The organism is Agathobacter sp. LCP21S3_B2 (assembly GCF_052118705.1).
Lineage (GTDB): Bacteria > Bacillota > Clostridia > Lachnospirales > Lachnospiraceae > Roseburia.
In genome coordinates, this window is the sequence record NZ_JBQKGQ010000029.1 from 1 (window position 1) to 20,472 (window position 20,472).

Genomic DNA, 20,472 nt, shown 5'->3' on the forward strand with positions numbered 1-20,472 from the left:
CCGTCGGTGATTAACCCACAGCATTTATTTTTTGACCTGTCAAGGATGGCGGCAGGATGACGATAACCTAAAACATTTGGGGCTAAACCCATAAGAAAAATGATTGACCCAAACTAATTTTACCTGTCATCTATCATTTTAATATACTCGTATTTCGGTCTGAAATCATTTTTATTGTACAGCTTGTAATACTGCATGAATATACGCTCCATAACCTTTGGAATCTGGTTTTCCAAAGATTCAAAGAGTATTATCAAAAACTGGACTGAGCTGTATCTGGTACACACATCAACCTTCCTGATTTTCTGACGAATGGACTGCTCCATATAGTCAAGTGCTTGTTCCATTACCTCAATGTCCATAAACTGCTCAGGCAGTGTCTCCATCGTCACCATGACAAGATAACAGTTATGCTTATGTCTCTCACCAAGATTGTTCATAAACTCAAATATTTTGGCGAAATCTCTGTAGTTTAAATCAAGAGCTCCTGTATAGCTTCCGCTTTCCTTCAGCGAACCTGCTATTTTTTTCAAATCCACTCCCATTCCTGAGCTAACTTTAGAGGTTATCTTAAGCTGATGAAAAAATGCATAGGTACCTTTTTTGTTTTGCTTTACATAATACAATGCCTTATCTGCCTTTGCATAGTCATCCTCAAAGATATCACCCTTTGCCGTCATACACATTCCAACAGACAGGGAAGCATCTCTTATCTCGCAGTCGTCATCCTGCCCTTTTGCAAATTTATCAAATAACTGCTCTATAATCTGCTCTATATAAGTTCTGTCTGAATATGGCAGAAAAATCAAAAATTCATCTCCGCCCAGGCGGCATGCAGTCATGTCGCTATGCTCTTTTTCAGTAAGAATATTTCCTATAAGCTTAAGAGCTCTGTCTCCTGCTTTATGTCCATGTATATCGTTAACTTTTTTTAGATTGTCCATATCAATAAATGCAAGGCAGCCATTCATCTCGTTCATGCGCTCCGCAATAAGCTTTTGACCGCGGCTTCTCATAGGAAGCCCCGTAAGATAATCGATACTGTCTGAGCTTTCCTGCATGCTGATGGTACTTACCACATCTGAAATAAATTTGCCTGCTTCAAGCTCAATATCAGCATTATCGCCCTCCTCCTGCATAAAATTATTGTCCTCAATGACAACCGCATTTTTGTCCATAAGCTCAATAAAAATATCCGCAATCTGAGGATCAAACTGAGTGCCTTTGTTTTTGACTATCTCATCCCTTATTATTTCATCAGGAAGTGAATTTCTGTATATTCTTCTGGACTTCATGGCATCATAGCTGTCAGCTACGCTTATAATACGGGCATGAAACGGAATTTCCTCTCCCTTTAATCCGTCCGGATAGCCTTTTCCATCATATCTCTCATGATGATATCTGGCAATATCAGTCAGATTACTGACAATCGTAATATCCTTTAAAATGTCAGCCCCCATAATTGTATGGCTTTTTATTATTTCGTATTCTTCATCGCTTAGCTTTGTCGGTTTATTAAGGATAGTATCCGGCACGCCGATTTTACCGATATCGTGAAGAAACGCTGCATTTCTCAGATTCTGAACCTCATTCTCACTCCATCCGAGCTGCTTTGCTATGAGGGCAGAGTACTCTGCCACCCTATATGAATGTCCCTTAGTATACTCATCCTTTGCCTCGATGGTGGTAGCAAGAGTCTTCATCATCTGCATTGAAACCCTCTCAGCCTGATCCCTGAGCTTTTCACTTTCAGCATTTTGGCGTTTGTACTCAATCTCGCTGATTCGCTTGATTGTGACTATGATATTGATAAACAAAATCACCACCAGACCTGTCCCGATAAAAAAGCCTGAAATAGTGACAACAAAATACACCGATGCCTCTTCTATAAGCATCAAAACAAGTGCTACAACCGTGGCAAACATCTCAAGTCCATAGGCTGCCGCTCTCTTTTTAATTATATCAATGATAAATGTTGAGATAACAACTATGCAGCATACCGCAAGCATCACCTGCCCTGCCGGAAGTGTCCCGATAAAGTCACACACACCTGTTAGCTGAAGCAGCATGCATGTAAGAAAATTCACAAAGGACAGAGTCTCTACGCACGCATATATTTTTCGATATCGTCCTCCCTGTACGTTGTCAATATAAATTGAAATGGCGATGGGAGCTACCAGAATTACTATGAAACACATGGCTGCCATAACCGATGCATTGGGAACAAGCATCTGGCGCAGCTTTGACTCGCCAAGCATCCACACGGCCCCCAGAAGCATGCACCAGCCCACATACTCCATGTCAAAGTGTGTCTTGTATACGATACTGAGTGCAATACTGAACAAAATGGCCACTATTGCTGCAAAAAGTATAAAAAAGGCAATCACAGTCTCTCTGGAGTTCTTTTGAAAAATATTAGCCCATATATCACTCTTATCTCCACAGTATATTGTGTTTACAACACCTGAATAGTTTGCCGAGCTGCTTTTTAGCTCAATACGCACCTCTTTACCCGCATCATTTTCTGACATATCGCAAAATACATATCTGCTCGCAGAATCCTTACCGAACGGTCTCGTATCCTTTGTATCATACTCTGCTCTCAGACTGCCGTCCACATAGAATCTGACGGTCTGGAGTGAAGCCCTGATTGCCATGACACTGGCATCAAAATCCTTAGGTAAAACCGTGCTTATGGTCATAGTATCACCCGGCTTTACATCATATCTGCCGGGCACCTCGACAGCCTCACTCTCTCCGTCTGCTTTAAGCCATGTAAAACTGCCATCATAAGTGATATTTTCATCACTCGTTGATGTGCTTCTCTCACTTGGTAATACGCATTCGGCAACTATAAATCCAACTGTTAAAAAGGTCATTATTATATAAAACAATAACCTCTTTGTCCTGCTTACGCTGTATCTATCCATAATTTATCCTATTCTGCAAACATAAGGTCTGCTTTATTATCGTAAGGTTTTCCAATGTCGCAGACGGAAATTCAGGCACGCTATGCTGCCTGCTGTTCAACCATCGTGTTGATTTCCTTGCTGATTTTATTTACATACATCATGATTGCTACACCTGCAGCAAAAATCACTACTGTGACAATTATTCCAACTGCCGAAAAGCAAAGCTGGTTTAAATATCCGATAAACGGAGTCTTGGCAATAACCTGTCCTTTTACTACTTTATATGATACACCTTTTCCATCACGAAGTGCAATCTCTTTTGCAGAAGAATCATTAGAATCCACATAGTATGAATCTACCCTTCTACCTGATGAATCAGCTGATTCAATGGCCACTATATTGCCATCCTTGTAAGAGGCCTCGTCAATAGTCTTTAAATATACCACGCTGCCGTTCTTTGAAATATTTCCTGTATGGTCTGTGCCCGAAAGATATGTATGATAGCCAAATATCGGTGGAAGCACAACTGGAAGCACTATAAGAAGTGCCACTATTACAAGCACATAGCCTAGTATTGTAAGCCCTATCCTTTTACCCTTTTTCTCGTCTACTGTCTGATTGTTGTTAGTGTTTTTACTCATATTAAGCTCCTTTCTGTTCGTAAACCCTGTATTACTACAAATGAAGTATTTCCATGTAGTCTGTTGCATCAGCCGCTACAGCGGCCTTTTTCTGCATGGCCAGCGCCTCATCAATGAGATGCGGCATGGCCAGTGCCGTGTTGAGAGCCTCCGCCATATCAACGTACTCGCTCTCCTTAAATGTATTCGTGTCTGCGGTGTAATATGCGTTGTGCATGGTCTCCTCATAACCCACTATAAGCATGTTGTTTAAGAAAGTCCTGTTAACCGCATCCACTATCTCACCCTCGTGATTGATATCGAGGTAGAAATCACACTTCTCAAAAAGACTATCCAGCACGGACATCTTCACATTAGGGTAGAGTGACACATTGTCATACTGCCCTGCCGACATAAGCTTCGACGACATCTCTGTGATGGCCGCCACATGAAAATGCATCTGCGGCAAGAGTGACGCAAGCTCTGTCAGATGACCCACATTCTCTGAATTGGTACATACGAGTATGTGCGGCCTGTGCTTATTTTCCCTGACGAAGCTGTAGATATATCCAAGCTGCTTCACCTTATCGGAAGGAGCGCCAAGTGCTATAAGCCTGTCGTAAGAGTCCTTTCGCGATACAAATACACGCTTTGCCCTCGTTCCCTGATCATGCAATATAATCTGCATATTGCCGGGTATTTCATCTCCCACCGGCTCGTGCCAGAAGAGTGCATCGCGAAATCCGTTTGGCGCAAGCGCCTGTGATGCAAAAAACGGATATGACAGCGAGTTGAAATAAACTGCTGTATCCTCAAGCCCTGCACATCTGATGAAAAACGCTATAAAATCTGTCTTACTTCTGAAAATCCAGTCCTTATCCTGCCATCTGACGAGTAAATCGCCGGTGACGAAGTTTTCCACTATCATCTCCCTGCCCGTCACATCAAAAAACTTCCTGAGTGCCTTCTGGCCCTTTTTATTAAAAACCGTGTGACAGAAAATCGCGCCATACCTGTTATAATGCTCTGAAAGCCTGACCTGACCGGCATCATCGAGCCAGTCAACAATCTTAACCCGCCGCCTGTGCGTAGGCTCCGTGAAAAATATCCTCGCTCGCTCCCTGGTGCGGTCCATGACCTTCGCAGATGAATTATCGCCCTCTATGCGCCAGTAATCAGGAATCTGTATCTGATTGAAATACAGCGGCTTACCCGGTAAGCTGTCAGCTTTCCTGCAATCGCCTAAGAAAAATCCATACACGCTCATCACATCATCCGGCAGAAAACCGTCATCCTCAATGACTGCTGCATGAAAGGCTGCACCGGCATTTTTAAATGACTCAAGGAGATTCTTGCTCTCGCCAGAAAATGTATCAAACAGCAGTGTGATACCAACTGCTTCGTGTGTTACTTCAACAGCTCTATCCATCTGTGAACCACCTCCTTAGTCAGATATTCTTTAGCTTTTTCATATGAATGTGCTGAAAATGCATCCATATCATCCTCTGTAAACATCCTCACTATACGCTCAGAAAGGAGCTTTATCTTCTCCTTCTGATCTATCTCATCAGTGATTGGAATCCTGTAGCCGTTTTGCCCATCATCGATAAATGTCTGGTTGCCATACCTCACATCAAAGCCCACTATAGGAAGCCCTGAGCCTATGGCCTCCATGAGAGTGAGTCCGAAGCCCTCACTCTGTGAAGCTGCCACATACGCATCATAGTGCTTGTATACATCATCTAATTTCTGCTGTCCCATCAAATGCACATAATCAGCGCAGCCCAGCCTTCCGATAAGTCCATTAAGCTTCGCCTCATCGCCACCCTTGCCATATATGTCAAGTGAAATATCAGGAACACTTTCTTTTGCCTTTACGACAGCCTCCACCAGCCAATCACAGTGCTTCTCCGTCGCAAGACGCGACGCTGTGATGAGAGAGTGCCTCTTTCTCGGCTCATCCGGATACGTAAGCTCATCCAGACTGCCCACCGGAATAGTCACCACATGAGGCTCTTTTCCACAATACTTCTTGAACTGCTGCCTCATAAGCTCATTCTGCGCATCCGTCGCTGTAATGTAGAAATCTATGTGCTCAGTCTGTGAAAACGAATACTCATAATAGTTGTTCCACAGTATGTAATCATCATCAGTGCCACCCTCGCTGAAATGGTCCGCATGCACCACTATGCCTACGCGAGCCGGTCCACAATTTTCAAGGATTGCCTGGCCTATGCCTGTCGTCCTGTCGATAATCACCACATCATCAGCCGTGAGATTAAGCCTCTTTACCATGTAGCCGACCAGGTCAGCCTTGGTGTAAAGCACCTGCGCTCCTATCCTGTAAAAAGAGCTGTCATCCTCTATGACCTCCTCGTAACACACCGAGCCATCCTCATTGAAAAATGTCCTGCCGTACAGATGAGCCTTGCCGTCAAGCGGAGCATAGTACTCGCTGAAGGTCCTACAATAGGTGTAAAAATCCTTCCTGATCAGGCATCCGTTTGAGACAATCTCGACTCTGTGCACGAGATCACTTGTATCATCGACCATGTAGCAGGTGTAGAACCTGCCTCTCTCCTTAAACTGATACCTGCACGTCTTCCCATCTCTGGAAAAGGTATAATTCTCCTCTGCCATCGTAGCCTCAAGCTCCTTTAGAGTAAAGGTAACAGGCGATGTCCTCACATCTGTAAAAAATGTGTACAGCCATATCACTTCCTCATCCAAAAAGCCGATGTTTCTTGTCATGTGCTCTATATTTTCAGTTGGAAACATATCTGTGAAAACAAACCTTGCCGGAATATATGCCCTGCGGAGCAGATTCGCTCTGTAGCTCTGTGCGTACTCCACACCGCTTGAAGCCCAGCCTATTCCGAGATTGAAGTTATATACCATATGATTCTCCTCGTATCTGTCAAACTATTGATATTACAGTGTCTGTATGTAATTTAATGTGACTATTTTTTAAGCCACATTGAAAACAAGAAAATCAGCTGCTTATATGCCAGCATGACGTATCTGCTTTTTCTCCATATTTTATGAATAGTTACATCTATGGATATATAATCTGCAGCCTGCCATCCTTGCCGATTTTCACATCACTAAGTAAAATATTTCTTATGATATTACATTTTACTGCTTTTTCTGTATCCAAAAACGACTCGAAAGCCTCATTTTGGTACTCAAACATAACATTTCTCTGTGCAGATGCTCTTCCCGCTACCGCATACTTGAGCTGCTCGAGGTAGTCAATCAGCTCAACCCAGCCATCATCCACAGCCTTTAGAGTTGCCTCACGGACAAACTGCCCGTAAGCCTCCTCATCACCTATGCGCTCACGCTGTCTTGAAAGCCCCTGATACACGCGAAGCATCAGGTAGTCGCTAACAGTGGCGGCTCTTTCCATGTCAGACCTTGACAGACCGGAGTCCAGCTTGTATGAGATGTTGTCAAGTATGTATCCTAATCTCCCGAAAAAATTATACACATGTCATATCGAACGTGTTCTAAAACCCGCATAAATACTGGATTTTTTTGTATTTCTCTTTACAAAATAGTGTATAAAATGTATAATATAATTATAATAATTATACACTGTTTTGTAAGGAGAAATACATGTCATCATACGTTTATGTGAAGAATCCGAATGGTAAAACCTATGTTTACGAGAATACAACCTACTGGGATAAAGAAACTAAAACATGCAAGCACAAACGCGTAAGCGTTGGACACCTGGATCCGGATACAGGTGCTATAGTAGCGAATCGTAAGAAAGGTGGAGTACACTCTCGACCGGGCAAAGACACTTCACAGTCATGATATGTTATTTTTTAATGATATGGTTCTCTTTAATGATACCTCGCATATAGATATCATGAAAATCATCCATCAGTCGGTTCTCAATGGATGTGATGGATTTTTTGTTGAGTTCCAACCAATTGTAAAGGCACAAGACGGTGAGATAATGGGTGCTGAGGCTCTGGTTCGCTGGAAAAAAGAGCCTTTCGGCGCAGTACCACCCGGACTGTTTATTGACTGGCTGGAGGATACCCCTGCTATGTATGAGCTTGAAAACTATATCATGAGAACGGCAATAAGTGCAGCCGATGAAGATTGGCATGATTAATTTCGCAAACGCTGCAAACCTCAAGATTTGTATTGAGGGGATTGAAACTGATACTCTGGAAAGCTACCTAAGGCAGTTTGATGTCACCTGGTTTCTGGGTTATCATTACTCAAAACCTATCGGTCATAAGGAACTTATAAAGCTTCTTATGGCTTAAGACACTCAATTTCCGAATTTATTAATACTCCCAGATACTGACTCCAAGCTTCTTAAGCTCCTGATACAGGCGCGCTACCGGAAGTCCTACCACATTATTGTAATCACCTTGTATTCCCTTAATGTGTATGGCAAAGCGTCCCTGTATCCCGTAGCTTCCCGCTTTATCCATAGGATCACCACTTGAAATATAGCGGTCAATCTCATCTTCTGTTAACGTATACATGCTGACATCCGTCTTCTCATAAAAGCAGTGTTCTCCGGTTCTTCCATCTTTGTCAATAAACACAAACGTTACCCCTGTATAGACGCTGTGCTTTTTTCCCGAAAGCATCGAAAGCATACGCCTTGCATCTTCTTCATTCTTTGGCTTTCCAAGAATCTGATTCTCATAAGCCACTACCGTATCTGCTCCGATCACAAGAATATCCTGTGGTGTCACAAGCTCTGCGTGCTGTTCATTGTAGGTAAGCACTCCTGATGCTACCTCCTCTGCCTTTTGACGGGATAGCTCCATGACAACCGCAGACGGCTCCTCCTCTGTGATTATCTCCTCTCCCTTTGCAGGACAGACAACAAACTCTGCCCCAATCTGCTCTAATAATTCCTTTCGACGAGGTGATGCCGACGCTAATATTATCTGACTCATATTTATTTACCTTTTCTTTCAACTCTGATTTTTTAGCTGTTTATATTTCATCGTATAATTTCATATATTTTATCACACATAAATAGCCAAAAAAAGGACAAATTAATTAATTGAATTATTTCCATATTCCCTTACTTTTTCTGACATAATAATATAGGTCATTTTCCATAGCAAGCACCTTGTCGAGCGGAATACTCTTAAAAATCTTCATCTTCATCTTAAACCTGATCCACAAAGCTGAATATATTCCGAGCACTATAAAGCAGACTCCGGTAACAAGCCATATCATAAGCTTTTCATGTGGGTCACTTGAAATATTTAAAATCATATACGCTGTACCGACAATTCCGATTATTGGAAATAATGGGCCACACGGCACTTTAAAGTTTCTTGGTGCTTTTGGAAGCCTTTTTCTGAAAATCAGTAGATCAATATGTGCCAATATGTATGAAATCATCCAGAATACTGAGCCTACCAGAATCAAAAATGAAATCATATCTGCGGAGCTGTCACTGAAATATCCAAATATCAGGATAAGCGCACTCACAAAGACCTGACCAAACCACGGCACATTGTGTCTGTTTGTCTTTGCAAAAATCTTTGGAAGCATATTCATTTTTGCCATTCCCTGACAGATAACAGCAAGTGAATTGACTGTTGAATTCTGTGTACTTATCACAGCCAGAGCTCCGACCAGCATCATCCATATTTTTCCGGCTTTTCCGAGAACTGCATAGCCATATACCAGGTGAGGAGCTGCGGAGTCTGCGAGTGCTCCCCACTCCACATAATTGTGAAATCCAAAAATCATGACTGACTGCATAATAAATATGAGGAAAAGTCCTATCATCATGCCAAGCGGCACATTTCGTTTCGCATTTTTCACCTGCTTTGATACTGGGATTGCATATTCGGCCCCTATAAAAAGCCAGAAAGCCACTGCCGTCATTGCTGCAACATCCTTAAAATCGGCATTGAGGACATATTGCTGTTGTATTTTTACTCCTGTTCCTATACCTATCATACCGATGAAGCCCATAGCAACCAGCGAGCCGACAAGCAGAAATGCAACAATATCCTGTATTTTTGCAAACATATCCACCCCTCTTAGATTTGCCAACAGGATAATAACCGTCATAATGACAGTATATGCAAAGCTTGGTATGCCGGGTCCTATAACATCTGCAAGCGAGAAAGAGAATATAGAAGCCTCCACTCCACATGACATTGTGTTACAGATTAAGTAGCCTCCAACCATTGAGATAAGTGTCGGAAATGGTCCAAGTGCCGCTAGTGTATACTGCGCGAGACCACCTGTTGTATTGGGCATAAGTGCATTCAGTTCTGACAGCGATGCAACCGTTGTCATGTTTAAGAGCATTGCAATGAACATTGCAAATATAAATGTGATTCCAAGTGTACCTGCACCATTTCCGAGTGATACGAGACAGCTCGTTGCGACTACGAGCCCAACAGAAATTGATACTACATTTCCTAAGCCTAATTTCTTTTCATCCATAATCAACGCCCTCTTTCATTCATATATTTACAAACTGATACTTTTAATTAAATCGCTTCCAGTCCCTCGTCTCCGGTACGGACCCTTATTACATTGTCGATGCTGTATACAAAAATCTTTCCATCGCCAATATGCCCTGTATATAGCTCTTTTTTGATAATGTCCAGGATTTTATCTACCTTTGATGTCTCTACAACAATATTTATCTGCTGCTTTGGAAGCAGCTCCATAACTTCATTTATCTCCACCTCATATTCCTGCGTACCCATTTCCACTCCGCAGCCTAACACCTGCATAACCGTGACTCCGCGTACTCCAACCTTGCTTAGCTGCTGTATCAGGTCTGTAAGCTTTGACATTCCTGTGATAACTTCAATCTTTGATATTCTGCTCATGCCTATATCCTCCTTTGCATTTTCCTGTACTGCTCCAATGTTAAGCCTGCATAGCTTTTAAATTCCTTCATCATGTGTGCCTCATCAAAATATCCACAATCAAGTGCAAGCTCATCATAACGTGTATTGTTTGTGTTTAATTTATCCAAAAGTGTCTGAAAACGTATATAACGTGCAAATTGCTTTGGTGAAATACTATTATAATTCTTAAATACCCTTCTTAGATAACAGGCTGAATAATTTGTTTCCTCCTGCAGCTCACTAATGCTTATATGTCCGTTTGCACGCGTAATGCGGTTTACCAGATATTCATTAATCATCTCTTTGTCTGACAAATCGGGACGTCCATATACAAAATCCCTGTAAGCCTCCATAAAAATCACACTACGGCTTTTTATATCAGTTGCCATAGCTATCCTTTCAGTGAGATTTTTGCCAAAGAGATTGCCATCTATTTCCAAATCGTCATTTACAAGCATGTCCATAGAAAGCTCCCGTGGCAGTATTCCCTGTCCCGGCTGAAATCTGACGCCAAAGCATAAGCCAACATCGCCCAGCTCCCATTTCTTTACTCCGAATACAGTTCCGCTTATAAAAGTAATAACCCTGTTTCTTCCTATATTAAACAGCAAATCTATGCTTCCATCGGGAACTGCTTTCAGCTCATGCAGTAATTTGTTTCCTAATGAAAATTCATAGAAATGTGAAATTCCAAGCTTTGGCATATCAAGCCTTGATACATTGTCAACCCCCAGTTCAACGTATGGCTGACACGGATTAATGATAATATTCTCTTTTTGCATAATCTGACCTCTTTTCAAAAGTCATAACTAATGAAGCTCCGGTTCCTCCCAAAGGTTGAGTCTGACTCCAATTCCAAGCTCAAGAGCCCTTTTGTATACTGTCTCTCCCCAGGCAATGTCCTCTACAGGCATTCCACCGACTGAGTATATGATTCGTTGCTTATCATTGTCTCTGCCTGTCAGCTTACCGGTTATGACATCGGTTACATCTATTATTTCATCTCTTGTTATTTTTTTGTCATGCATGAGGTCCATAAATTTACAGCCTACAATCTGTACCGGATCGTAGCTCGGATATGGATATTCCTCCGCCCATGCTTCGTAGAGCTTATAATTATCTACGACAAGCTTTGTGTTTTTATCCAGATAGAATTTCTCATCAAATCTGGCTGCTGAAGGCATACATATGAGAGCTCCTTCCTTTATCCAGGCCTCATCAATGTATGGGAATAGCGATTCCTTGTCGCCGACACATGTGGTTGTACTGATGATATCACTGCCTTTTATGGCTTCCTCCATTGTCTCACAGACTTTAATTGTCTTAATCTGAGAAAATTCCTTCTTTACATATTCTACAAATGAATCGATTGATTTTTGTCCACGGCCTTTGATTTTAACTGTGTCGAGCTTTGGACATACACTGATAAATGCTGCAAGAGATGTCTTTCCCATTACTCCGGGGCCAACAATTGCTGCTACCTTTGAGTCCTTTCTGGCAAGATACTTGGCTCCAACTCCGGGAATTGCTCCCGTTCTGTAAGCACTTAAAAGATTTGCTGACATAAGCGCTAAAGGTGCTCCTGTATCCTTGTCATTTAACATCATCATGAGAATGGAACGCGGAAGTCCTGCTTTTTTATTTTCAGTGTTTGAGCCATACCACTTCATGCCTGCCATCTGAAAATTGCCTCCCAGATATGCCGGCATTGCCATGAAACGTCTGTCCTCGCCATTCTTTGGCATCCCCTCAAATTCAGGATTATCAGGGAAGGTAACCATACATCCATGTGAATTGTGATTTTCACCACCCATCACATAGTCACCCTTTTTCAGTGTGACCATCATATCCTCCATGACCTCAACGCATTTTGCCATATCCTTTACCCCGGCCTTAATCATATCTGGTTCACTTAAGTAAAGAAAATCAATTTTTGCACTCATCTTATTTTCCTCCGTTTCCTGTGTCATGTTACAACTGTCAGGTACAAATATGTTTATATACATGTCAGAGAAATATGCTTATGATGAATCTCAAAAATCAAAAAAGGCGCCAACAGCTTCTGCTGTTGACACCTTCGTCATGTATGTATATTAACATATTTAACATTTCAAGTCTATGTACTTTACAAATAAAAGCATATTTCTTTTTTATTTGCTTTATAACCTGATTATATATTATTGTTCACAGCCTGTATTGTATAAAACGATACAACCCATATTAGTTTTCCATATAACATTTTATCTGCAAGGCTTAAATCTGTCATATCTGAGCGCACTGATATCAACTACCGTCTTTTCACCATGCACCATCTGGCTCAGCATAAGTCCGACTGCAGGAGCTGTACCAAAGCCATGACCTGTAAAGCCACATGCCAGTATAAGTCCCGGTGCTTCATCAACCCTGCTTAAAAAAGGTACCCCATCAAATGAATTATCCAGCCATCCACACCAGCTTCTGACTATCTTTGCATCTCGAAGTGCCGGAATATAGCCCTCAATAGCTCTGCAGCTAGCTGACAGAGTCACGGAATTTGTAATCATCCTTGACGGATCAGCCAGGTTTGTTGACGGATCTACCATCTCATCCACTGTTTCCCAGCCTGAATCCGAGCCGAATACAAAGGAACCATGCTTTGTCTGATGACCATAGAAATCAGCAGATGCACATCCAAACATAACATCTATCATATGTGGCTGCATTTCTGTTACAAGACACTCATCTATCAGTCTGTTCATCGGAACATCAACTCCGATTGTCCTTGCTATAGCTCTGCTCTCATAGCCTGCAACAAGTATTATTGTCTCGCCCTCAAACACTGTACCATCATTTAATATGACCTTTCTTACCTTTCCTTTCACCTTTTGAAGACTCTTTACCGGTGCATCCGTGTAGAATCTGACCCCAAGCTCAAGTGCCCTTTTATAATATCCCAGTGTTGTGGTAAGCGGATTTGCGTGTCCGTCTGTAGGGCACCAGCTTGCTCCGATTACCTCATCAGACAGATATGGGCAAATTTCTTTTACCTCCTTCTTGTCTATCATTCTGACATCAAGACCTACAGATTGTGCTGAGTTTGCAAGACTCTCCAGCTTCTTCATATGCTCCGGGGTTTTTCCCATACGCAGATTGCCCTTCTGTGTATACTCTGTGTCCACTCCAAGCTCCTCTGAAAGTGTTGGCCACAGATTTCTTATGCCATACATGGCATATGGCAGCTCTCTTACATCTCGTCCTGACTGACGGACACCTCCTCCATTTCTGGATGAACCACCATGCCCTATGCTGTTAGTTGCCTCTAATACTATCACTGATCTGGTACCGCTCTTTGCCAGATAATATGCTGCCGCACATCCGTTTACTCCGCCTCCGATAATTACTACATCTGCCACATTACTCATCACAGTCACCTCCGTCTTCTGCAAGTATACACATCTCAATTGGTCTCATCGGTGCTCTCGAGCTTGCCGGAACAATCTCTGCCGGAGATACCTTTAACTCACTTGCTATTATTCCTTTTACCAGCTTTCCGCAGGTCTGTCCCTGACACAATCCCATGCCGCTTCTCAAATACCTGCGCATTTCTTCCATTGTAAAAATGCCTTCATGCACAGCTTTTCTAATCTGCCCCTTTGTTACCTCTTCACATCTGCAGACAAGGAGATCATCATCCTCACCTTTTACAAAAGGTCCTATTTCCTTTAACTTTGCCTGAATATCAATCATAATAAAACCTCCTATGCTTCCTTTGCCATTTCTTTTTTATAGAATCTCGCCTTCATTACCATGTCATTTGGAACCTTTATTGTGAGCAGATATGTATGGTCAAATACCGGGGCTGTCCTGATTTTTGTAACCTCTGCATCACATACATATTTACCGTTTCTGCCAAGTGCAACGCCCCTGTCACCGACCTTTGGAAGCGGAAGGAACTCATATGGCATTGTCACCTCACCATAACCTTCCTCTACATCTTCTTCTACAAGGAAGATAGACTGTCCTGAGCATGAAGCCACGCACATTCCGCAGCCTACACATTTTTTATCCGGATCAATTGCCGGAAGTGAGGTGATATTTCTGCCGATTCTGATGCAGCCTATCTTACATGCATCCTGACATGGGTTACACGGAATATTCTGTGTACACTCGATTACAGGATGTATGCCCTTCTGGTGTGTGACACCGGGGAATCTTTCTATCTCTTCATCCGCCACATATCCTTTATTCAAAAGATTCTTTGAAACAACAATTCCCTCTTCTGTCGTTTCAACAAGCTTTCCTCTGTTCTTTGGTGCAAACATTCCCTGTCTGAGAGTGTCTAACTGTCCTTCAAGCTCGCCAATCCTTGCATCTCTTTCCTCCTCAGTCATATATCCCAGATAACATGCAATGGATGCTCCTGACATTCTGCCTTCTATCATGGCTGAGCTTGCTTCCTCTATACCTGAGACATCGCCTGCCGCATAGATTCCGGGAACACTTGTGGCTCCGAATTTATCAATTACCGGAACATTTCCACCCTTTGTATCGCTCATCTGTACCTCTGCCTGTTTTAAAAGCTGCGACATAGGTGATAATCCAACTGCCAGACATACTGTGTCTACATCAAAATGCTTTTCCGTGCCCGGTATTATTTTCCAATCAGGTCCGACCTGTCCTATCACAACGCCTGTCACATAATCATCGCCCTCTACTCTTACTATTGTATGTGAGAGATAGAACGGAACCCCGCATCGGGCTACCTTGGCGGCATGTACGCCGTATCCACCAACCCTTGGTGCTGCATCAGCCAGTGCAACAACCTCACAGCCTGCCTGCAAAAGCTGATAGCTTACTACAAGTCCAACGTTTCCTGAGCCTAGCATCAGTATTCTGTTGCCGGGTTTTACGTGATGGAGGTTCATCATGGTCTGGGCTGCTCCGGCTCCAATTACTCCTGGCTTTGTCCATCCCTCGAAATTTACCATATTCTCACTGGCTCCTGTGGCGACAAGAACAGCATCTCCTTTATAGTGCTTTACGCTTTCTCCAACCTTTACTGTTATCTCCTTTTCCGGATAAAGGCCTACTACCGTAGCATTTAAAATGACCTCAACTCCGTATTCCTGTGCTTCTTTGAGAAGCTCTTCACCAATTTTAAAGCCTCTTTCTTTAGCTTTATGCTCCTTTGAACCAAAGAATTTATGAATCTGTTTAAAAAGCTGTCCGCCCGGTCTGGCATTTTCATCAAATACTATCGGCTTTAATCCTTTTTTTGCTGCCTCTATTGCTGCAGACAAACCGGCAGGTCCGGCACCAATTACTATCATGTCATATCGTTCAATCTTCATAATTCATGTCTCCATTCCATATATTTTATGCTTTCAAATATTATTCCTGTGCTTTCGCAGATACGCCGTACTGTGTCTGAACAACCATTCCGGCTTCAAGCGGTGTGATGCAGGTTCTGATATTTGGCTTTCCGTCTACAATCATCACACAATCAGTACATCTTCCTATTGCACAAAATATTCCTCTCGGCTCATGTGTCTTCGCTGTGTATCTGTGAGCCATAACACCGGCTGCCTTTAAGGCTGTTGCAATCGGTTCTCCTTCATAGCCCTCCAGAAGCTTTCCATCATAACTGAAGGTAACCTTTTTTCTCTTTGGTGTTTCTCCCAATATTGGGTGATTTTCAATTCTATCCATAATCTCAATCCTCCTAGTGTACTTTCAAACCGCTTAAGTAAGCGATTAAAAAAGGCGCCAACGATTGTATCGCTGACGCCTTTGTCTAACTCATTTACTGATTAGACATTAACATATAAAATTTATCCGGTATTGTAAAAAACGATACTTCCCTTGTCAACAACTACTATCCGGTCTGCATACTGTGCAATCACAAGGGACAACGCTCCTACGCATTTGTCACTGCTGATATCCAGTACTTTCTCCTCATCAATGAGTATTGGGGATATGAAACCGGAAATAATACACTCTATACATAAACGCAGTACGAGGTGACGCAATATGCCATCTTTTCGTTATTTTTCATAATAAAGGCAAGCCATTTTGGGTTAACCTTTTTTGTCTTAACTCAAAAACTCTTCGAATGAAATGTGTATATTAATTACTAAAAATCGGCAATAAAAGCGATTACATTTTATTGCCGATACTTTACTCATATATATTTATTTATATTGTATTCATTTATGCTATATTGATTTTCCCAGCAGTGCTCTCTCCATCTCATCATAATCATTTTCTCTTTGTTCAAAATTAACAAACACATTTTTTTTCGATGGAACGGAAGCTGACTCATCATTCTCAGAATATAAGCCATTCTCCATAAGCTTACACAGATATGATGCCTTATGCTTTACCTTTTCGTTTGAAAATGTTTTACTTAAAAATGTAGTAAGCTGCTGGATGTTACAATCTGTCTTCACATAATCCTCATATATCTGATCAATATCCTTATCCGAAAAACCAAAGCCCTTCAAAATACCTACAACAACAGTATCCCTGCTGTCCTTCTCTTCTATGGCATTAATCTCCTGCTCCTTGAGTTTAAGGATATTCTTAATCATGAACCTCACGCCTGTAAATGACTTTCCTGTTTTTAGAAGCTCATAATCAAACTGTATATCTGTGTTTGGTATATTGTTAATCTCATCTCTCGCTTCGTCCAGTATTCTTCTTCTAACATCTGTTGGTCTGTACGTCGTAGGATAATCTACCAGCTCTCTCAGCTCATCAAGCGTTAGAGTAAAAACTCCCGGCATTGCGTTGGGATAAGCCTTATAATTCTTGCGGCTTTCAAGTATGTAATACAAGTTACGGGCATATTTTCCTTTTATGCTGCTACTTATTTCTATAGAATAATGTGCTCCATGCATAATCGTTGATGACAATGTCAGTATCTTAAAAAAAGGAGTCGGAACAATTACGATATGTGCATTATCATTCATCCCCTTCTTTTTACAATCCTCAGCACTGTTATAATCAAACAAAAGCCACCACTGAATCTCCATTGGATCAGCGCCCTCTTCTTTTCCGGGTATTTCAATAAGAAGAGGTTTTTTCTTCAGCTTGTCAAAATCCTTTTTAAAAACGCGATATATGTAATTCTTGTCATTATATCCGATGTACTTTGCAATATCCTTAATATAAATCTTATATGATTTATTATCAGGATATGAAGAAATGTATCCTGTAATTATATCAAAAATGGTATTCTCGGTAACTGAATACTGCTGTCTGTTTTTGAAAATAATACTGTCACATCTGAATCCGATGTCCTCTCCGCCTTTTTTATTTGGATTTTCATTACTCTGAACAGAAAGAAGCATCTGCAAAGCTTCTTTTGCATTATCCTCAAAATTATCGTAAAATTCAGCCTCATCCCATAGTGTCATTTCATTTTTTTCAATAGATGCCGGCAATCCACTTTCTTCTAATATAGGCTCCTTCTCAGCCTCAGAAGAAATAATTGAAACATCATTTTCTGAATTAAACTCCATTGATACCTGTCCCTGAACATCATTAGACGGAATCATAAAAGATTTTACAATATTACCTTTTTCATCAACTATCCCTTTACTGCTTCTTTTATATGTTCCCATTTCTGCTTTCCTTTCAAAAGTGCACCCTCTTCTCCTCTTTGCACATTTACAATTATAAGTGACATTTACTTTTACTGCAACTCTTTTTTGTTGTACTTCGTGTCACTTTTTATACATATTATACTATATTTGTTGGACTTGATGTCACCCTATATTTCTTATGCTGTTACTGCTCTTCTATCCTGTTGTCATCCCTCTTTTTTGTTGTACTAAGCGTCACTTTTTAACTGTTATACTTCGCAAAACCGCTAATTATGCAGTTTTCAGAAATTATTTCCTTTTAGATTTCTTGCAAATGTGACATTTAGTACAATACTTTTATAGTCATTTGCTTAATTTTTTTATTTAACAAGCAACTAAATAATTATTTCATCATCATTTCAATCTAATAGTGACGATTAGTACAACTATTACTTGGACTAAATGTCACATTAATATTTTTTACGTACTATTTTGTCGAAAAAGTGCTTTTCAATACTCTTTTGTCACTTTAACTTGGAGTCTACGTCACTTCTATTGGACTTTTTATCACCTTTGTCTGGATTGTATGTCTCATAAATTTGTAATTTATGTCACCTTTTACTTGATTAAATGTCACTCAAAAACGCCGAAAGCCCTTGTTATTTAAGGATTTTCGGCGTTTATGTTATACATATATACATTATCTATACTATATTATACTTTTCTCTTTTTTGAGAGTTAAAAAAATTATTTATTATTTTAAAAAGTCATCCAGATTTTCAAGAATGATATTCATAAATTCATTTTTTGATTTATATCCCGTCATTGCTACGTATCTATTAAGATTGTCCAATGCTTTATCGGTGACAAGAAATCCAATCCTGTTTTTCTTAAGGTCCTTTTCTTTTTGAATTTTAATTAATTCCTTTACAGTATTGTTTTTTATTTCAGAATAATTATTTTGTGATTTAATTTCATTATTTTTTATACTATTTTTCATTGATTCAGGTTTATGATCTTCTTCTGTCGCTGGTGTTAAATCTTGATTTTTATCATATTCAGCATTGTTTTTTGGAGTATTTTCTGCATTTTCACTGTCATTCGCCTGTGTTTTTGCAGGATTAATTTCATTTTCTGATGAAGTATCATTATTAACTATGATACTTTTCTCTGTAGAGTTAGCATACACATCTACTAAGGTCTCCTCTTTTTTGGTATTCTCCTGCTCTTTTTTCTCATTTTTTCGCTGTGCTGCCAGCAACATTTCTCTTCTTGATGCCATATTATTCACCTATCCTTTTTACAATTGTATTTGCTATATCGTAAAAGCTCCTGCCAAGAGGTGATGATTTGTAATCTTCACATATTGCGGTTTTGAAGGTCTTTACCTCACTGGCTATAATCAGTTCTTTAACTATTGCTATAAATGGTTTTGGCTCATCATGGTCATTAATGTGTTCCTGCAGTCTGTTAAGCGCTAAATCGTACATATTTGACCTTTTGTAGAAATTTAATATATATCCTATAACCTCAGCATGGCTTTCGTGATTTCGGCTGTTTACGAGCTTACTAATATCCTTTTCCATCTCATCAACCATCTTCATGGATCCCTCATCAGACATTGTCGGGATGATAATGTAATCAGCGGCAATGATGGTCATAGTCAGTAATACTGATCTGGAAGGCGCATTGTCTACGAAAATGAAGTCGTAATCATCTTTGATAAAATCAATCACGTCTGAGAGTAAATATACGTCCTCACGTTCTGTAAATTCAACAGATGCCTTTGATAGTGATTTAGACCCCGGAATGATGTCAAAAAGCTTGTGGTGCTGCACGGCATCGTTTATGGAGCAAGCTCCTGTTAATACCTCATATATTGTGTTTGGAGCGGAAATATCGGCTCCTATGTTGTCACTTAAGGTACTGTTTTCGTCTAAATCGATTACCAGTACTCTCTTGTTTGTAATATTTCTTAATGCGTTCGCAATTTCTACGGTGCAGGTACTCTTTCCAACGCCGCCTTTTGCAGATGTAATTGCTATTGTTTTAACCATTTGAAATCTCCTTGAATATAAATCCTACTAAGTCTCAATATTAAAAATGATACTTAGCTGTTTTATAAGATTATTTTATATTATGTTTTAACGTATGTTTTAGTGTGTGTTCAGATTTACATTACATAATATTGAACATCTTATTGTATATTTTATATGATATCTTCTAATTTATCAACAGTTATATAAAAACTTTTAACCAATATTTATTATAATATTCGATTTTATATAAAATCATATAGCTTATCAAATATAAAATTCTATATTTTATCCTATATTTTACACAATATAATATTAAAAATAAAATTATATATTTCAATAAATATAAAAACATATAGTAAATATTAAATAATACTTTAAATAGTATATTCTATAAAATCATATAGAATATTATATATAAAATATAAGATAAACGCAAATATTATTGTTTATATTAATTAGAACATATA

19 protein-coding genes are annotated in these 20,472 nt (G+C 40.2%); 2 read left to right on the forward strand and 17 right to left on the reverse strand.

Translation table 11 applies throughout. The annotated features are described in order from the left end of the window. Nucleotides 1-119: 119 nt before the first annotated feature. From ACTQ1L_RS14645 to ACTQ1L_RS14665, 5 genes are all read right to left on the reverse strand, one after another. Nucleotides 120-2,930, reverse strand: coding sequence for an HD domain-containing phosphohydrolase (locus ACTQ1L_RS14645; protein ID WP_441367942.1), 2,811 nt, complete (start codon nucleotides 2,928-2,930; stop codon nucleotides 120-122). Between the two features lie 80 nt (nucleotides 2,931-3,010). Next, nucleotides 3,011-3,553: a hypothetical protein gene (locus tag ACTQ1L_RS14650; RefSeq protein ID WP_321111291.1), complete on the reverse strand. Its 543-nt coding sequence runs from the start codon at nucleotides 3,551-3,553 to the stop codon at nucleotides 3,011-3,013. Between the two features lie 34 nt (nucleotides 3,554-3,587). Next, the gene (gtfB, locus tag ACTQ1L_RS14655; protein WP_441367943.1) at nucleotides 3,588-4,961 is read right to left on the reverse strand and encodes an accessory Sec system glycosylation chaperone GtfB; all 1,374 of its coding nucleotides are present in this window, start codon (nucleotides 4,959-4,961) and stop codon (nucleotides 3,588-3,590) included. Then, nucleotides 4,940-6,430, reverse strand: coding sequence for an accessory Sec system glycosyltransferase GtfA (gtfA, locus tag ACTQ1L_RS14660; protein WP_441367945.1), 1,491 nt, complete (start codon nucleotides 6,428-6,430; stop codon nucleotides 4,940-4,942). Before gtfA ends, gtfB begins: the two co-directional genes overlap by 22 nt. 157 nt (nucleotides 6,431-6,587) lie before the next feature. Next, nucleotides 6,588-6,941, reverse strand: a complete 354-nt coding sequence (locus ACTQ1L_RS14665; RefSeq protein ID WP_441367947.1) for a hypothetical protein — start codon at nucleotides 6,939-6,941, stop codon at nucleotides 6,588-6,590. Between the two features lie 209 nt (nucleotides 6,942-7,150). On the opposite strand from ACTQ1L_RS14665, the gene ACTQ1L_RS14670 reads away from it, so the two are divergent. Both ACTQ1L_RS14670 and ACTQ1L_RS14675 read left to right on the forward strand, forming a co-directional pair. Next, complete coding sequence (locus tag ACTQ1L_RS14670) at nucleotides 7,151-7,354, forward strand: hypothetical protein (protein WP_441367949.1); 204 nt, start codon at nucleotides 7,151-7,153, stop codon at nucleotides 7,352-7,354. Between the two features lies 1 nt (nucleotide 7,355). After that, nucleotides 7,356-7,661, forward strand: coding sequence for an EAL domain-containing protein (locus tag ACTQ1L_RS14675; protein WP_441367950.1), 306 nt, complete (start codon nucleotides 7,356-7,358; stop codon nucleotides 7,659-7,661). A 178-nt stretch (nucleotides 7,662-7,839) separates the two neighbouring features. Here the strand turns inward: ACTQ1L_RS14675 and ACTQ1L_RS14680 are convergent, their stop codons facing one another. From ACTQ1L_RS14680 to ACTQ1L_RS14735, 12 genes are all read right to left on the reverse strand, one after another. Next, complete coding sequence (locus ACTQ1L_RS14680; RefSeq protein ID WP_441367952.1) at nucleotides 7,840-8,466, reverse strand: Maf family protein; 627 nt, start codon at nucleotides 8,464-8,466, stop codon at nucleotides 7,840-7,842. A gap of 115 nt (nucleotides 8,467-8,581) precedes the next feature. After that, nucleotides 8,582-9,985, reverse strand: a complete 1,404-nt coding sequence (locus tag ACTQ1L_RS14685) for an APC family permease (protein ID WP_441367954.1) — start codon at nucleotides 9,983-9,985, stop codon at nucleotides 8,582-8,584. Between the two features lie 47 nt (nucleotides 9,986-10,032). Then, the gene (locus ACTQ1L_RS14690) at nucleotides 10,033-10,380 is read right to left on the reverse strand and encodes a P-II family nitrogen regulator (RefSeq protein ID WP_441367955.1); all 348 of its coding nucleotides are present in this window, start codon (nucleotides 10,378-10,380) and stop codon (nucleotides 10,033-10,035) included. Between the two features lie 2 nt (nucleotides 10,381-10,382). Then, the gene (locus ACTQ1L_RS14695; RefSeq protein WP_441367957.1) at nucleotides 10,383-11,183 is read right to left on the reverse strand and encodes a helix-turn-helix domain-containing protein; all 801 of its coding nucleotides are present in this window, start codon (nucleotides 11,181-11,183) and stop codon (nucleotides 10,383-10,385) included. A gap of 27 nt (nucleotides 11,184-11,210) precedes the next feature. Further along, a complete protein-coding gene (locus ACTQ1L_RS14700; RefSeq protein ID WP_441367959.1) occupies nucleotides 11,211-12,344 on the reverse strand; it encodes a tyramine oxidase subunit B in 1,134 nt (377 codons plus the stop codon). A 297-nt stretch (nucleotides 12,345-12,641) separates the two neighbouring features. Continuing rightward, nucleotides 12,642-13,802: an NAD(P)/FAD-dependent oxidoreductase gene (locus ACTQ1L_RS14705; protein ID WP_441367961.1), complete on the reverse strand. Its 1,161-nt coding sequence runs from the start codon at nucleotides 13,800-13,802 to the stop codon at nucleotides 12,642-12,644. After that, nucleotides 13,795-14,127: a (2Fe-2S)-binding protein gene (locus ACTQ1L_RS14710; protein ID WP_109258896.1), complete on the reverse strand. Its 333-nt coding sequence runs from the start codon at nucleotides 14,125-14,127 to the stop codon at nucleotides 13,795-13,797. The genes ACTQ1L_RS14705 and ACTQ1L_RS14710 overlap by 8 nt, the downstream gene beginning before the upstream one ends. Nucleotides 14,128-14,138: 11 nt before the next feature. After that, nucleotides 14,139-15,731 carry an FAD-dependent oxidoreductase gene (locus ACTQ1L_RS14715; protein ID WP_441367963.1) on the reverse strand — a complete coding sequence of 531 codons (1,593 nt, stop codon included), beginning with the start codon at nucleotides 15,729-15,731 and terminating at the stop codon, nucleotides 14,139-14,141. A 40-nt stretch (nucleotides 15,732-15,771) separates the two neighbouring features. Then, complete coding sequence (locus ACTQ1L_RS14720; protein WP_441367965.1) at nucleotides 15,772-16,089, reverse strand: (2Fe-2S)-binding protein; 318 nt, start codon at nucleotides 16,087-16,089, stop codon at nucleotides 15,772-15,774. Nucleotides 16,090-16,595: 506 nt separating this feature from the next. Next, the gene (locus tag ACTQ1L_RS14725; RefSeq protein ID WP_441367967.1) at nucleotides 16,596-18,005 is read right to left on the reverse strand and encodes a RepB family plasmid replication initiator protein; all 1,410 of its coding nucleotides are present in this window, start codon (nucleotides 18,003-18,005) and stop codon (nucleotides 16,596-16,598) included. Between the two features lie 715 nt (nucleotides 18,006-18,720). Beyond that, entirely contained in the window at nucleotides 18,721-19,248 is a 528-nt protein-coding gene (locus ACTQ1L_RS14730) for a hypothetical protein (protein WP_321110323.1), read from the reverse strand. A 1-nt stretch (nucleotide 19,249) separates the two neighbouring features. Then, a complete protein-coding gene (locus ACTQ1L_RS14735; protein ID WP_441367968.1) occupies nucleotides 19,250-20,023 on the reverse strand; it encodes a ParA family protein in 774 nt (257 codons plus the stop codon). Between the last annotated feature and the right edge of the window lie 449 nt (nucleotides 20,024-20,472).

Excerpts from the sequence above, each read along its gene's own strand:
- ACTQ1L_RS14645 (WP_441367942.1), bottom strand. The coding sequence starts at position 2,930 with ATGGATAGATACAGCGTAAGCAGGACAAAGAGGTTATTGTTTTATATA.
- ACTQ1L_RS14650 (WP_321111291.1), bottom strand. The coding sequence starts at position 3,553 with ATGAGTAAAAACACTAACAACAATCAGACAGTAGACGAGAAAAAGGGT.
- gtfB (WP_441367943.1), bottom strand. The coding sequence starts at position 4,961 with ATGGATAGAGCTGTTGAAGTAACACACGAAGCAGTTGGTATCACACTG.
- gtfA (WP_441367945.1), bottom strand. The coding sequence starts at position 6,430 with ATGGTATATAACTTCAATCTCGGAATAGGCTGGGCTTCAAGCGGTGTG.
- ACTQ1L_RS14665 (WP_441367947.1), bottom strand. The coding sequence starts at position 6,941 with ATGGAAAGAGCCGCCACTGTTAGCGACTACCTGATGCTTCGCGTGTAT.
- ACTQ1L_RS14670 (WP_441367949.1), top strand. The coding sequence starts at position 7,151 with ATGTCATCATACGTTTATGTGAAGAATCCGAATGGTAAAACCTATGTT.
- ACTQ1L_RS14675 (WP_441367950.1), top strand. The coding sequence starts at position 7,356 with ATGTTATTTTTTAATGATATGGTTCTCTTTAATGATACCTCGCATATA.
- ACTQ1L_RS14680 (WP_441367952.1), bottom strand. The coding sequence starts at position 8,466 with ATGAGTCAGATAATATTAGCGTCGGCATCACCTCGTCGAAAGGAATTA.
- ACTQ1L_RS14685 (WP_441367954.1), bottom strand. The coding sequence starts at position 9,985 with ATGGATGAAAAGAAATTAGGCTTAGGAAATGTAGTATCAATTTCTGTT.
- ACTQ1L_RS14690 (WP_441367955.1), bottom strand. The coding sequence starts at position 10,380 with ATGAGCAGAATATCAAAGATTGAAGTTATCACAGGAATGTCAAAGCTT.
- ACTQ1L_RS14695 (WP_441367957.1), bottom strand. The coding sequence starts at position 11,183 with ATGCAAAAAGAGAATATTATCATTAATCCGTGTCAGCCATACGTTGAA.
- ACTQ1L_RS14700 (WP_441367959.1), bottom strand. The coding sequence starts at position 12,344 with ATGAGTGCAAAAATTGATTTTCTTTACTTAAGTGAACCAGATATGATT.
- ACTQ1L_RS14705 (WP_441367961.1), bottom strand. The coding sequence starts at position 13,802 with ATGAGTAATGTGGCAGATGTAGTAATTATCGGAGGCGGAGTAAACGGA.
- ACTQ1L_RS14710 (WP_109258896.1), bottom strand. The coding sequence starts at position 14,127 with ATGATTGATATTCAGGCAAAGTTAAAGGAAATAGGACCTTTTGTAAAA.
- ACTQ1L_RS14715 (WP_441367963.1), bottom strand. The coding sequence starts at position 15,731 with ATGAAGATTGAACGATATGACATGATAGTAATTGGTGCCGGACCTGCC.
- ACTQ1L_RS14720 (WP_441367965.1), bottom strand. The coding sequence starts at position 16,089 with ATGGATAGAATTGAAAATCACCCAATATTGGGAGAAACACCAAAGAGA.
- ACTQ1L_RS14725 (WP_441367967.1), bottom strand. The coding sequence starts at position 18,005 with ATGGGAACATATAAAAGAAGCAGTAAAGGGATAGTTGATGAAAAAGGT.
- ACTQ1L_RS14730 (WP_321110323.1), bottom strand. The coding sequence starts at position 19,248 with ATGGCATCAAGAAGAGAAATGTTGCTGGCAGCACAGCGAAAAAATGAG.
- ACTQ1L_RS14735 (WP_441367968.1), bottom strand. The coding sequence starts at position 20,023 with ATGGTTAAAACAATAGCAATTACATCTGCAAAAGGCGGCGTTGGAAAG.